Consider the following 13,597-nt stretch of genomic DNA (forward strand, 5'->3'; position numbering starts at 1 on the left):
GCGTCGGGGGGATACGTCGATGACCGACCAGGACTTCCACCGAATCAAGCGCCTGCCGCCCTATGTGTTCGCCGAGGTGAACGCGATGAAGGCGGCGGCGCGAGCTCGGGGCGAAGACATCATCGACCTCGGCATGGGCAACCCGGACGGGCCGCCGCCGAAGCATGTCATCGAGAAGCTGGCCGAGGCGGCGCAGAACCCGCGCAGCCACGGCTATTCGACCTCGCGCGGCATTCCTGGGCTGCGCCGCGCCCAGGCCGCCTACTACCAGCGCCGCTTCGGCGTCGACCTCGACCCCGAGAGCGAGATCGTCGTCACCATCGGGTCGAAGGAAGGGCTGGCCAACCTGGCCCAGGCCATCACCAGCCCGGGCGACATCATCCTGGTGCCGAACCCCAGCTACCCGATCCACATGTTCGGCTTCATCATCGCCGGCGCCTCGGTGCGGTCGCTGCCGCCGATCGCGCCCGGGGGCAGCTTCCTCGAGGTGCTGGAGCGTGCGGTGCGGCACAGCGTGCCGAAGCCGACCGCGCTGGTGCTGAACTACCCGTCGAACCCGACCGCCGAGGTGGTCGACCTCGACTTCTACCGGCCGATCGTCGAGTTCTGCCGCCAGCACGGCATCTGGATCCTGTCTGACCTGGCCTATGCCGAGATCTATTTCGACACCGCGCCGCCGCCCTCGATCCTGGCGATCCCCGAGGCGCGCGACATCGCGGTCGAGTTCACGTCGCTGAGCAAGACGTACTCGATGGCCGGCTGGCGCATCGGCTTCGCCGCCGGCAACAAGCGCCTGATCGCCGCCCTGGCGCGGGTGAAGTCCTATGTCGACTACGGCGCCTTCACCCCGTTGCAGGTGGCGGCGACGGCGGCGATCAACGGGCCGCAGGATTTCGTCGACGAAATGCGGGCGCGCTACCGCCTGCGCCGCGACACCCTGGTCGACGGCCTGCGCGCCGCCGGCTGGGCGGTGGAGAAGCCCGAGGCCAGCATGTTCGTCTGGGCGCAGATTCCGGAGCCCTTCGCCAAGATCGGCTCGCTCGCCTTCTCCAAGCTGCTGCTGGAGGAGGCCGGGGTCGCGGTCGCGCCGGGCGTCGGCTTCGGCGAATACGGCGACGGCCATGTCCGCATCGCCCTGGTCGAGAACCACCAGCGCATCCGGCAGGCCTGCAAGAACATCAAGACCTTCCTCAGCCGGCGCCGCAACGACCCGGAGCCGGCCAGCCTGAAGCCCGGCCTTAAGGCGGTGTCGTGACCCCCGTGCTTCGCATCGGCATCGCCGGCCTCGGCACGGTCGGCGGCGGCGTGCTGCGCCTGCTGCAGGCCAATGCGGACCTGCTGGCCCAGCGCAGCGGCCGGCGCATCGTCGTCGCAGCGGTCTCGGCCCGCGACCGCCACCGCGACCGCGGCATCCCGCTCGACGGGGTGCGCTGGTACGACGACGCGGTGGCCCTGGCCGCCGATCCCGAAATCGATGTGGTGGTCGAGCTGATCGGCGGGGCCGACGGCGTCGCCCGGACGGTGTGCGAGACCGCGATCGCCCATGGCAAGTCGGTGGTCACCGCCAACAAGGCGCTGCTGGCCCTGCGCGGCCCGGCGCTGGCCGCCCAGGCCGAGGAGGCCGGCGTCGGCCTGGCCTTCGAGGCGGCGGTGGCCGGCGGCATCCCGGCGATCAAGGGGCTGCGCGAGGGCCTGGCCGCCAACCGCATCGACGGCGTCTTCGGCATCCTCAACGGCACCTGCAACTACATCCTGACCGAGATGCGGACGACCGGCCGGGAGTTCGCGGAGGTCCTGGCCGAGGCGCAGAAGCTGGGCTACGCCGAGGCCGACCCCAGCTTCGACGTCGACGGCGTCGACGCGGCGCACAAGCTGGCGGTGCTGGCGGCCCTGGCCTTCAACGCCCGGGTCGAGTTCGACGACCTGCACATCGAGGGCATCCGCCACGTCTCGGCGCTCGACATCGCCTATGCCGAGGAGCTGGGCTACCGCATCAAGCTGCTCGGCATTGCCCGGCGCACGACCGAGGGGCTGTCGCTGCGGGTGCATCCCTGCATGGTGGCCGCGGCCTCGCCGATCGCCCATGTCGAGGGCGTGTTCAACGCCGTGGTGGCGCAGGGCGACTTCGTCGGCCAGGTGATGATGACCGGCCGCGGCGCCGGCGCCGGCCCGACCGCGTCGGCGGTGGTGGCCGACCTGGTCGATCTCGCCCGCGGCCTGCGGGTACCGGCGCTGGGCATCCCGGCGGCGCGGCTTGAGGCCGCACCCATCGTGGCGATGGACCATCGCCGCGGCGCCTACTACCTCCGCCTGATGGTGGTGGACCGGCCCGGCGTGATCGCCGACGTCGCCGCCGCCATGCGCGACCAGCAGATCTCGGTGGAAAGCCTGCTGCAGCGCGGCCGGTCGCCGGGCGACGCGGTGCCGCTGGTGATCATCACCCATGAGACCGACGAGGCGGCGATGAACCGCCTGCTGGCCACCATCGGTTCGCTCGACGCGGTGCTGGAACCGCCGCATGTCATCCGCATTGAAGACCTGTGATCATCCCGCGTGCCGAGCGTCACGGAAGCTTGGTACACCCGTCGCTGACTAGAATAGAACGGTGCCGGTCCTCGCCGAACCAAGCCGCAGCCCCCAGGGCCTCGGATGGTGGCGATGACGCGGACGAGGCAAGAGGATCCGAGAGACGATGAAACGGCCGGAAGCCAAGACCCAGGTGATGGACCGCAACCTCGCGCTCGAGGTGGTGCGGGTGACGGAAGCCGCAGCCCTCTCCGCCTCGCGCCTGATGGGCCGCGGCGACGAGCGCCAGGCCGACCAGGCCGCGGTCGACGCGATGCGCCAGGCGCTGAACAGCCTCGCCATCGACGGCGAGGTGGTGATCGGCGAAGGTGAGCGCGACGAGGCGCCGATGCTCTACATCGGTGAGAAGGTCGGCACCGGTGAGGGCCCGGAGATCGACATCGCGCTCGACCCGCTGGAAGGCACCACCATCACCGCCAAGGGCGGCCCCAACGCGCTGGCGGTCATCGCCATGGCGAACAAGGGCGGCTTCCTCAAGGCGCCCGACGTCTACATGGACAAGATCGCGGTCGGCGGCGACCTGCCGAAGGACCTGATCGACATCGACGCCACCCCGGCGCAGAACCTCAAGGCGCTGGCCCTGGCCAAGCGGGTCGACGTCTCCGACCTCGTGGTCTGCGTGCTCGACCGGCCGCGCCACCAGGAGCTGATCACCCGGATCCGCGAGGCCGGGGCCCGGATCATGCTGATCTCCGACGGCGACGTCTCCGGCGTGATCGCGACGGCCGAGGCCGGCACGGGCGTCGACCTCTATCTCGGCACCGGCGGCGCGCCCGAGGGCGTGCTGGCGGCCGCGGCGCTGCGCTGCATCGGCGGCCAGATGCAGGGCCGCCTGCTGTTCCGCAACGACGACGAGCGGGAGCGGGCGAAGCGCCAGGGCATCGAGGATTTCAGCCGCGTCTACGGGCTGATGGACCTGGCCGGCGGCGACGTGATGTTCGCGGCCACCGGCGTGACCTCGGGCCCGATGCTGCGCGGCGTCCGCCTCATCCCGGGCGGGGCCATCACCCATTCGATCATCATGCGGTCGAAGAGCGGCACGGTGCGGACGATCGAGGCGACGCACAATTTCCGCCGCAAGACCGGCTTCGAGTTCATCGGCGGGTGACGTCGAAGCCATGACCGGGGCGGCCGTGGCCGCGCCCTCTCCCGAATTCCCGGCGCCGGCGCTGTTCGGCGTCGAGAGTTCGGCCAAGGGCGCGCGCTGGATCGGCCGTGCCGCGGATGACCGGCTGGCGCTGGCGCTGGCCCAGCGCCATGCCCTGCCCGAGATCGTGGCCCGGGTGCTGGCGGCACGCGGCATCGGCCTGGACGACGCGAAGGATTTCCTCAATCCGACCCTGCGGGCGCTGCTGCCCGATCCCTTGGTGCTGCGCGACATGGACCGCGCCGCCGACCGCATCGCCCGGGCGGTGACTTCGGGCGAGGGCATCGCCATCTTCGGCGACTACGACGTCGACGGCGCCACCTCCACCGCCCTCCTGACCCGCTATCTCCGCGCGGTCGGGGTCGAGCCGCAGATCCACATTCCCGACCGCATCGCCGAAGGCTACGGCCCCAACGCCCAGGCGTTGGAGAAGCTGCGCGCCGGCGGCGCCGGGCTGGTGGTGACCGTCGATTGCGGCACCACCGCCTTCGAGGCGCTGGAAGGCGCCATGGGCAGCGGGCTCGACGTCGTGGTCATCGACCACCACACCGCCGAGCCGCGGCTGCCCAGGGTGGCGGCGGTGGTCAACCCCAACCGCCTCGACCAGGATCCCGGCCTCGGCCAGCTCGCCGCCTGCGGTGTGGTCTTCCTGGCGCTGGTGGCGCTGAACCGCGTGCTGCGCCGCGCCGGCCTGTTCGCGAACCGGGCGGAGCCGGATTTGATGGCGCTGCTCGACCTGGTCGCGCTCGGCACCATCTGCGACGTGGTCCCGCTGACCGGGCTGAACCGGGCTTTGGTGGGGCAGGGGCTGAAGGTGATGGCCCAGCGCCGCAACATCGGCCTCGCCGCCCTGGCCGATGTGGCGCGGGTGACCGAGACGGTCGACGCCTATCACGCCGGCTACCTGCTGGGGCCGCGGATCAATGCCGGCGGCCGCATCGGCCGGGCCGATCTCGGCGCCCGGCTGCTGGCCACCGAGGACCGGGAGGAGGCGACCCGGATCGCGGCGCTGCTCGACGAGCACAATGTCGACCGCAAGACGGTCGAGGCCGACGTGATGGCCCGGGCGATCGCGCAAGCTGAGGCGGCCGGCGCCGGCCCGATGATCCTGGTCGCGGGCGAGGGGTGGCATCCCGGCGTGGTCGGCATCGTCGCCGGGCGGCTGCGCGAACGCTACGGCCGGCCCGCCTGCGTGGTGGGTTTCGAGGGCGGCATCGGCAAGGCTTCGGGCCGTTCGGTGCCGGGGATCGACCTCGGCGCCGCGGTGATCGCGGCGCGCCAGGCCGGCCTCCTGCTCTCCGGCGGCGGCCACCGCATGGCGGCGGGCTTCACCGTGCGGCAGGATCTGATCGCCGAGCTGCACGACTTCCTCTCCGGCCACATCCACGGCCAAAGCAACGCGCCGATGGTGCCGGTGGTCGAGCTCGACGGCACGCTGGTGGTCGAGGCGGCGACGGTCGGCCTGGCCGAGACCCTGGCCAAGCTGGGGCCCTACGGCGCCGGCAACCCGGAGCCGCGCTTCGCCCTGCCGCGGGTGCGGGTGGTGGCGGCCTCGGTGGTCGGCAGCGGCGGCCATGTCGCCTGCACCCTGGTCGGGCCGGACAATGGCCGGCTGCGGGCGATCGCCTTCCGCTGCGCCGACCAGCCGGTGGGCCAAGCGCTGCTGCGCCGCGACGCGCTGGTGCATGTCGCCGGCACGCTCAGGCTCGATCGCTGGAACGGCACCCTGCGGGTGCAGCTGTTCATCGAGGATGTGGCGCCGGTCTGGGCGGAAAGCGCTTGATTTCCGGCGCTGCTACGGCTAGGTCTCTGCGCCGCGCCGACCCCTTCGTCTAGAGGCCTAGGACACCGCCCTTTCACGGCGGTAACACGGGTTCGAATCCCGTAGGGGTCGCCACTTCGGTACAAAACTAAGTACCTCTGGGCCCGCGCTGGGCGAAGCGGCAAGGGTGCGCAGCAGTGCGGTTTTCGAGCCTGTAATTCGGATCTCTCGTCCGTCGATGACGTCGACGCGCTGCGCCAGCGCGCGGAGATGATCGCGCTTGAATGTTCCGTCTCCATTCCGCAGCCTGCGCCGCGCCGCCTGGGCGAATCGCCGCAGGACCTCCGGGGTGATCGTGGCGCCGACCCCGTCGACGAGTGCGGCCATGCGGTCGGCATCGGTCCGCGCCTGATCGCGGATCGCAGCCAACTCCGCCAGCCGGTCCTTTAGAGCCGGGTCGCTCAGGTCGGCGATGCCGTTTTCGATTGCCTGATAGAGGCGCTTCAGCTTCGCTTCTGCTTCCGTTGTCCGCTTGCGCAACTCGGCAACATGGCCGCGGCGGCGTTCGATCCATTCCTCACGCCGCTCCAGAAGGTGTCTCAGGATTTCATGGAGGCGGCGGGGGTCCAGCAGCCGCCATTCCAAATGGTCGACCACCACGTGGTCGAGCTTGTCCATCCGCACGCTTTGGCCCCGGCAGCCCTGTTTTCCTTGGCGGGCCGCCGTCGAGCAGGTGTAATAGCGGTATTGGTTGTACTTCCCGGTGCGCAGCGTCATTGGCCCGCCGCAGCTCCCACAGAAGCAGACGCCGGTCAGCAGGGTCGGACTGCTGACCAGACGCGGCGCCCTCCATTGTGGGCTGCGTGACCGCAGGAGCTTCTGGACTGCATCGAACTCCTCCTCGGTCACGATCGGAGGGACCGCGATCTCAACGATCTCGTCCTCCGCCTTCGGGACCCTGGTCTTGAAGTTGAGCTTGTTAAAGCGGTGCCGGCCGATATAGCTCGTATTGGTGAGGACCTTGTGGACCGAGGCGATGCCCCAGCGGCCGCCGTCGCGGGTACGGATGCCGCGCTCATTGAGATGGATGGTGATCGACTTGATCCCCATCGGACCGCTCTCCCCGTCCCCCTGGAGGGCCAGTCGGAAGATCAGGCGCACGGTGTCGGCGTGGAGGGGATCGATCTCGAGCTTCTTCTTGACCTTCTGCCCGCGCTGCTCGGCGGCGACGATGCGGTAGCCGATCGGCGGACGGGCGCCGTTCCAATAACCCTGGCGCGCATTTTCCTTCATCGCGCGCAGCGTGTGCTTGCCGTTCTCCTTCGACTGGTACTCGTCGAATAGCGCCATGATCTGCCGGATCATGTTGCTCATCGGATCGTCGCCGAGCTCCTGGGTGATCGAGATGAGCCGGACGTTGTTCTTGACGAGCTTCCGGACATAGAACTCCAGCTGGAACTGGTCCCGGAAGAAGCGCGAGAAGGAGTGGACGACGATGATGTCGAAGGCCGGCGGCTTGGAGCACGCGGCATCGATGAGGCGCTGGAATTCCGGGCGCCGGTCGTCCGTCGCCGACAGGCCCGGCTCGACATATTCTGCCACCAGCTGCCAACCTTTGAGGCGGCAATAGGCCTCGGCCTGACGGCGCTGATCGGGGATCGACAGATCGCTTTCGGCCTGTCGCCCGGTGGAAACACGGAGGTAGAGCGCGGCACGCAGAGTGTTGCCGTGTGCGTTCCGTGCTGATGTGGTCATGTCGGTACTCTCTCCTGGATCACCGGCTTAAGATCTCGTCAAGGAAGCCTCCGAAATAGGCCTCGAACACCTGCAGCTCTGCCTCGGTGACCGGCACAATCTCCGGCCAATCGTCCACAACGATCAACTCCGGATGGTGCGCCTCGGGGGGAGCCGGGCTCAGCTGCTCTCTCCGGTCCGTGTCCTCCGGCATCGCTCCGCTCCAGGACAGTGGCTCCAGGAGACAAGATCTGCGCCCGCCACGCGGGCGGATCAACGCGCCGAGGCCGACCGAGGCGGGATAAGCGGGTTGCCGGCGGCAGAGGCGCTCTAGATGCCGGAGCTTGGCTTCTTCAGCCGCACGCCGGGACCGCCCCCGTTCTCCGGGATGAACTCGATTCCAGCCGCCTCCAAGGCAGCTCGGATTGCAGCCTTATTGTTGGGGAACGGGGTACGCGCACCCCGCTCGAAGTCAACGATCGTCTGCCGAGCAACACGCGCTTCTTCAGCGAGTTTGGTCTGCCTCCATCCGAGCATGGCGCGAGCGCCCCGGCACTGCTCAACAGATATTTCATTGTCGGGCACCATAACACGTCTTTTTGATTGATGTTGGTCATTGTGATCAGCTACGGTCATGAAACTTTAACCTCATTGACCCTAGAGGCGGCCGGGGCGAGGTGGTGGCACACCTCGCCCAGCCCGACCACAATCTAGCAGCAAGGAGCCGGATCATGGCTGATTCCGATGATACCATGACTTTGCATGCGCTCAGCCGCCGCGACCAGCTTGGCGGCGTGACCGTCCTGCCGATTGGCGCGGCTGACGCCTGACGCAGCGGCGCCAGCTCCGACCCGGTCCTTGATCTGTGGAAGGAGTGGCGGACTCTCCATTCCGAGCTGGATGCCTGGCAGGACGATTGGCAGAAAAGGGACCACGTCGGGGTCGCCGTCGCCCTCGTTGCTGGCCCAACCCCAGCGGCCGATGCCGGCTCGGCAATGGGCGGCGGCTTGGTCCATTGCGGCGACGGCTCCTTGCCCGCGACGACGACGTTGATCCGGTCATAGGTGTGCAGGATGTGGTCGGTAACCCACGGCAGCGTGTGGGCGTCCGGCGGCAGATAGATGGAACGATATCCGCCTTCTTGTTGACGACATGGTCGATGAAGCCCGGGTCTCGGTGGCTGAAGCCGTCGTGGTAGTTCAGCGACGAGATCGGCTGCCGCCATTCCAGCTCGCGGGTGACCTTCAGCCACTTGGCGTGCTGATTGACCATCGAATCCACGATGTGGATGAAGGCCTCGTAGCAGGAGAACAGGCCGTGCCGGCCTGTCAGCAGGTAGCCTTCCAGCCAGCCCTGGCACAGATGCTCGCTCAGCACCTCCATCACCCGGCCCTCATGCGCCAGGTGGAAGCCCTCGGGCAGGATGTCCTCCATCCACGCCCGGTCAGCCACCTCGAACACGGCGTCGAGGCGGTTGGACATGGTTCGTCTGGTCCCATCAGCCGGAAGGTCTCCGGGTTCTGCCGGATGACATCGCGCAGCAGCTGGCCCATCGCCCTCGTCGCCTCGCCATGGCTGCCGCCGGGCTCCGGCACCTCAAGGGCGAAGCTCCGGTAATCGGGAACCTCCAGCTCCCGGCGCAGCCGCCCGCCATTGGCATGCGGGTTGGCGCCCATGCGCCGATCGCCCTGCGGCGCCAGCGCCTGCAGCTCCGGTAGCAGCCGGCCGGTGTCGTCGAACAGCTCCTCCAGCCGGTAGCTGCGCATCCAGGCCTCGAGCTGGGCGAGGTGTTCCGGCTTGTCGACCAAGCCGGACAGCGGCATCTGGTGCTACCGCCCGAAACCCTCGGTCTTCAGCCCGTCGACCTCCTTCGGCCCGGTCCAGCCCTTCGGCGTGCGCAAGATGATCATCGGCCAGGGCGGCCAGGGCATGCCGTCGGCCTGAGTGCCGGTCCGGATCTCGCGGATCCGGCCGATCACGATGTCGAGGGTGGCGGCCATGGCCTGATGCGTCGGCGCCGGATCCGAGCCCTCGACGAAATACGGCTCGTAGCCGAAGCCCTTGAACAGCCGCAGCAGCGACTCGTCGGTCATCCGGCCGAGAATGGTCGGGTTGGCGATCTTGTAGCCGTTCAGATGCAGGATCGGCAGCACCGCGCCGTCGGTCCTCGGATTGAGGAACTTGTTGGAGTGCCAGGAGGCGACGAGGGGCCCGGTCTCGGCCTTGCCATCGTCGATGACGCAGGCGACGATCAGCTCCGGATTGTCAAAGGCGGCGCCATAGGCATGGGCCAGGGCATAGCCCAGCTCGCCGCCCTATGATCATGACCGGACGACCGCTGCCGAGCGCGAGTTCCGCCAGAAGCCCGAACGGCGGGGATCGTGGCTGGGATTGGTCTGGTCGACGACGATCACGTCGGTATAACGCCCCATTGAACCCGATGCTCTCCACCAGGATGCCACGCTCGCAGCGCCATTCTGATCTGCCGGGGTAGCCGTGTTGCTCGACGGCTTTGTCGAAGCGCGATTTGGCCGCTTCCAGCTCCGCAGCCGCGGCTTCCTCGAAGGCTTCGGCGATAGATGGCGGAATCGGTTCGATGCCGTACATGCCGAGATCCGCACAACCCTTGACGCCGAGACCGATCAGCCTGGCATCGTGGCGGCGCGCCAGGCGGATCGCCGCAGCGAGTGCCGGCGTCTCGGCGGCACTGACATGAACGAGAACGTCTTCAAAGGACATCGGCGTACCTTTTCCTGGGGCATTTCGGAGGCACATGTGTCCGGATGGTGAGAGGGCTCACCGCCGACGCTTTGATCCTGATCAAGTACGAGGCCGGCGATCGGTGTCCTGATCCACGTCAAGGCCGATGGCATTCGGCTGTGGTGGAGGCCTTCGACCCGGGCATAGGCCATGACCGCACATCGCCCGCACGATGACGCCTGGGTGGTCGTCTGTGACGCGACCAAAGGCGTTCCTGAAGAAGCAGCGGCGATCAGCTCTGTCCCGACCAGTGTCTGGTCGAGCAGATCGACGCTGCGGACACCATTGGTCAGCAGTCGGAGGAAGCCGCAGGTGATCGATGCGCAACCCCGCATCCGGCGAAGGCGAGGACCAAGGGAATCCAGTAACGAGAAAGGAGGTCGTCGGCGAATAGCCCACTGTCTCGAATTCGCCACCGCATTGACGATTGCGCACCATTGCCCGCATGGCCCGCATCCTAAGGTCCGGGATCCCTTCATTCCCGACTGATGGTGACCCGCGTTGTTCCTGGGGGCCGCATGACCGGCACGCTGACCCTCCTGACGCTGGCAGGGCATGTGGCGCTACTGCTGTGGGGCGTGCATATGATCTCGACCGGGGTATTGCGAGCCTTCGGCTCCGACCTGCGGCGGGTGCTGGGGGCAAGCCTGCGCTACCGCGCCAACGCCTTCCTCGTCGGGCTCGGGGTGACCGCGGCATTGCAGAGCAGCACCGCCACCGGGCTGATGGCGACCTCCTTCGTCGCCTCGGGCGTGATCGGCTTGGCCCCGGCGCTCGCGGTGATGCTCGGCGCCAATGTCGGCACGACCCTGATCGTGCAGATCCTCTCCTTCAGGATCTCGCTGATCGCGCCCATTCTCGTCCTGGTCGGCGTCATCGCTTTCAAGCGCGGCGGCCGCACCCGGACCCGCGATCTCGGCCGGGTCTGGATCGGCCTCGGCCTGATCCTCCTGGCCCTGCACCTGCTGGTGGTGACGATCGAGCCGGCGGCCCAGATGCCGGCGTCGCGCGCGGTGTTCAGTGTCGTCGCCTCGGCCCCGGTTCTCGGCGTGCTGATCGCCGCGGTCCTGGCCTGGGCGGCCCACTCTTCGGTCGCCGTCGTCCTCCTGGTCATGTCCCTGGCCGGCGCCGGCGTGATCCCGCCGGAAGCAGTGATCGCGCTCGTGCTCGGGGCCAATCTCGGCAGCGCCATCAACCCGGTGCTGGAAGGCGTGGGCAGCGGCAGCCCGGCTGCCCGGCGGCTGCCGGTCGGCAACCTCCTGACCCGTGTCACCGGCGTCGTCATCGCGCTGCCGCTGGCAACCCCGATCATAGAGCTGCTGCTCCGGCTCGAAGCCGATCCGACGCGCCTGGCCGCCAATTTCCACGCGGCGTTCAATCTTGTGCTCGCCATCCCCTTCTTCATCGTCCTGCCGGCGACCGCGCGACTCCTAGAGCGCTTGCTGCCGGACCCGCCGGCCGTGGGCCGGGATCCGGGCACGCCGCTCCATCTCGACGAAAGCACATTGTCCGACCCGCACCTCGCCCTGGCCAACGCCGCTCGCGAGACACTGCGAATGGCTGACCTCGTCGAGACGATGCTGTGCGGCGTGATCGACGCCTTCCGGATCGACGATCGCAAGCGCGTCGCCGAGATCAGCCGGATGGACGACGACGTCGACAGCCTGTACCGCGCCATCAAGCTGTACCTGACCAAAATCAGCCGCGACGGCTTCGACGAGGAGGCCAGCCGCCGCTACTCCGATGTGCTTAGCTTCGCCATCAACCTCGAGCACATCGGCGACATCATCGACAAGAATCTGATGGAGCTGGCGACAAAGAGGATCCGCTTCCGCCTGACCTTCTCGCCGGAGGGGACAGGTGAGATCCACGCCATGTGCGAGCGCCTGCTCGGGAACCTGAAGCTCGCCATCGCCGTGTTCATGACCGGCGATGTCCATGCCGCCGCCAAGCTGATCGCCGAGAAAGAAGTGTTCCGCGAGCTCGAGCGCCAGGCCACAGACGCGCACTTCAAGCGGCTGCGAGAAGGCCGGCCGGAGAGTGTTGAGACCAGCGCGCTGCATCTCGACATCCTCCGGGACACCAAGCGCATCAACTCCCACATCGCCGCGGTCGGCTATTCGGTCCTCGATGCGGCGGGAGGCGAGAGGCCGGCGCGGCGTGGCATCGAGGCGCCCCGGCCGTCAGGTTGACGCCCGCGTCCGGACGAGCCGCCTGCGCTGGGGCTGGAAAGACCGCTCGGAGCATAGTGCCGCGACGGTGCCGGGCTTCACGCCTCGGCACCATGCCGAGGCGCCAAATAAGGATGTGCAGGCAGACACTTACGGCGCCGCCTCGCAGAGGTGGTGCCGGTGTTTCATCTTGCCCTCCCGCCGCCTTTCCCGACCCTCGCCGCCCCAAGCCTGCCCATCTGCGATCCCTCAAATCCAATCTATCGGTCTCCAGGCGCCTGAACCCGGAGAGCGGGCGGCCGTTTCGACCGCTCTCCGGGACCTTGATCGGGCCTCTCAAGCGCGGTTTCGGAAGGCGAATTCCGCGCTCGGAAGGTCGTCGAAATCATCGATGACGAGCATCATCTGAAGCCTGCGGAAGCGGTCGACGATGCAGGTCGCGACGCGATATCGGCCGCGGAAGATGCTCAAGGTCCGCACCCGTTCCGAGCCCTCGAACTCGTCATCGTCGAAGCTCTCATAGGCTCCGAGATCGCGTTCGGCGATGCGTCCGTCCCAGACGAACTCGCCCAGCTCGGCCTCGACGAAGCGCTCGACCACGGCATCGAGTCCGTCCGGTCCGAACTCGAGTTCGAGGTCGCGGACGAGCTCCGGGAAGCGGTCGAACGAAGCATGCGGATGGTCGAAAGAGCACATCGGATCCTCCGTCATTGAGCCGTCCTCCTCGTCGAGGACGTGTCCCGGGAGCAGCCGGCGGAGGCTCCGTCAGGGACGCCGAAGGCGCCGCGGAGCGGGGCGCGGGGGAGCCGAGATGCGAAGCATCTCGGGGGGGCCGCGCATCCTTGACGGAGGCTTCGCCTCCGGCTGGTAGGATGGGAGGACCGAGACGAAGCCCCTGTCACGGCGGTGCCGCTGGGTGGCGGCTCTGTCGGCCGGAGCCGCGATTCCTGGCGAGAAAGCCGCCCCCGCGAGGTGCGAGGGCGGCGGGCCGAGGTTTAGTCTATCGGGTTCCAGATCAGGGCGAAGACATCGGGATCGTCCTGTCCGGCGGCGCGGCCGAGATTGGCGTAGAGCTTGCGGGGGCCGAACTCGGGGGCGGCGAGGGAGAGGCTGACATAGGGCTTGCCGGAGGCCTCGCCGGTGCGGATCCAGCCGGCGCCGATGTCGACGCCCTGGGTGAGGACGCGGAAGTCGGGCTGGGTGTCGCCGGACTTCGAGCTGTTGGGGACGATGTCGATCTCGGCGCGGATGGAGAGGGTCTTGACCTGGCCCTTGTAGCCGCCGGTGGCGAGCTTGGTGACGTGGCCGATCGCGGGCATGGCGTTTCTCCTTCTGAATGTCGCGGGGCCTGTCCCGCCGCGATGGCGGACCGAAACGGGCGGCGGTGGGCGGGGCCAACCCGAAGGGCCGAAGGGCCTGGACGGACCGGTTTTGTGG

10 protein-coding genes, 1 tRNA gene and 4 pseudogenes are annotated in these 13,597 nt (G+C 68.3%); 6 read left to right on the top strand and 9 right to left on the bottom strand.

Translation table 11 applies throughout. The features are described 5' to 3' along the window. Nucleotides 1-19: 19 nt before the first annotated feature. The 5 genes from AB4112_RS15740 to AB4112_RS15760 all read left to right on the top strand — a co-directional run bounded on the left by AB4112_RS15740 (nt 20) and on the right by AB4112_RS15760 (nt 5,630). The gene (locus tag AB4112_RS15740) at nt 20-1,255 is read left to right on the top strand and encodes an LL-diaminopimelate aminotransferase (protein WP_309792055.1); all 1,236 of its coding nucleotides are present in this window, start codon (nt 20-22) and stop codon (nt 1,253-1,255) included. Continuing rightward, on the top strand, nt 1,252-2,544 hold the full coding sequence (locus AB4112_RS15745) for a homoserine dehydrogenase (RefSeq protein ID WP_441720867.1): 1,293 nt from the start codon (nt 1,252-1,254) through the stop codon (nt 2,542-2,544). Before AB4112_RS15740 ends, AB4112_RS15745 begins: the two co-directional genes overlap by 4 nt. Nucleotides 2,545-2,722: 178 nt before the next feature. Further along, nucleotides 2,723-3,694, top strand: coding sequence for a class II fructose-bisphosphatase (glpX, locus tag AB4112_RS15750; RefSeq protein WP_309792246.1), 972 nt, complete (start codon nt 2,723-2,725; stop codon nt 3,692-3,694). Nucleotides 3,695-3,704: 10 nt separating this feature from the next. After that, nucleotides 3,705-5,516 carry a single-stranded-DNA-specific exonuclease RecJ gene (recJ, locus tag AB4112_RS15755; protein ID WP_441720869.1) on the top strand — a complete coding sequence of 604 codons (1,812 nt, stop codon included), beginning with the start codon at nt 3,705-3,707 and terminating at the stop codon, nt 5,514-5,516. Nucleotides 5,517-5,554: 38 nt separating this feature from the next. Further along, nucleotides 5,555-5,630 (top strand) — tRNA-Glu (locus AB4112_RS15760). A gap of 519 nt (nt 5,631-6,149) precedes the next feature. Here the strand turns inward: AB4112_RS15760 and AB4112_RS15765 are convergent. The 7 genes and pseudogenes from AB4112_RS15765 to AB4112_RS15795 all read right to left on the bottom strand — a co-directional run. Continuing rightward, a pseudogene (locus tag AB4112_RS15765) lies at nt 6,150-7,250 on the bottom strand (recombinase family protein); the annotation flags it as partial. Between the two features lie 19 nt (nt 7,251-7,269). After that, complete coding sequence (locus tag AB4112_RS15770; protein WP_441720871.1) at nt 7,270-7,443, bottom strand: hypothetical protein; 174 nt, start codon at nt 7,441-7,443, stop codon at nt 7,270-7,272. A gap of 116 nt (nt 7,444-7,559) precedes the next feature. Further along, a complete protein-coding gene (locus tag AB4112_RS15775) occupies nt 7,560-7,865 on the bottom strand; it encodes a helix-turn-helix transcriptional regulator (RefSeq protein WP_441720873.1) in 306 nt (101 codons plus the stop codon). Between the two features lie 305 nt (nt 7,866-8,170). Beyond that, nucleotides 8,171-8,245: pseudogene (locus AB4112_RS15780) on the bottom strand (hypothetical protein); the annotation flags it as partial. 169 nt (nt 8,246-8,414) lie between these two features. Beyond that, nucleotides 8,415-8,711 (bottom strand): annotated as a pseudogene (locus tag AB4112_RS15785) (phosphoketolase); the annotation flags it as partial. Then, nucleotides 8,612-9,535, bottom strand: a pseudogene (locus AB4112_RS15790) (hypothetical protein). The pseudogenes AB4112_RS15790 and AB4112_RS15785, both read right to left, overlap by 100 nt. Then, nucleotides 9,495-9,968, bottom strand: a complete 474-nt coding sequence (locus tag AB4112_RS15795; RefSeq protein WP_441720875.1) for a hypothetical protein — start codon at nt 9,966-9,968, stop codon at nt 9,495-9,497. Before AB4112_RS15795 ends, AB4112_RS15790 begins: the two are co-directional and overlap by 41 nt. 539 nt (nt 9,969-10,507) lie before the next feature. On the opposite strand from AB4112_RS15795, the gene AB4112_RS15800 reads away from it, so the two are divergent. Continuing rightward, entirely contained in the window at nt 10,508-12,181 is a 1,674-nt protein-coding gene (locus AB4112_RS15800) for a Na/Pi cotransporter family protein (protein ID WP_441720877.1), read from the top strand. A gap of 315 nt (nt 12,182-12,496) precedes the next feature. Here AB4112_RS15800 and AB4112_RS15805 read toward each other — a convergent pair whose 3' ends face one another. Both AB4112_RS15805 and AB4112_RS15810 read right to left on the bottom strand, forming a co-directional pair. Beyond that, nucleotides 12,497-12,871, bottom strand: coding sequence for a hypothetical protein (locus tag AB4112_RS15805; protein ID WP_441720879.1), 375 nt, complete (start codon nt 12,869-12,871; stop codon nt 12,497-12,499). A 284-nt stretch (nt 12,872-13,155) separates the two neighbouring features. Further along, nucleotides 13,156-13,479 carry a DUF736 domain-containing protein gene (locus tag AB4112_RS15810; protein WP_441720881.1) on the bottom strand — a complete coding sequence of 108 codons (324 nt, stop codon included), beginning with the start codon at nt 13,477-13,479 and terminating at the stop codon, nt 13,156-13,158. Nucleotides 13,480-13,597 lie beyond the last annotated feature (118 nt).

The sequence above is a fragment of the Inquilinus sp. 2KB_23 genome (assembly GCF_052115705.1).
GTDB classification, from domain to species: domain Bacteria; phylum Pseudomonadota; class Alphaproteobacteria; order DSM-16000; family Inquilinaceae; genus Inquilinus; species Inquilinus ginsengisoli_A.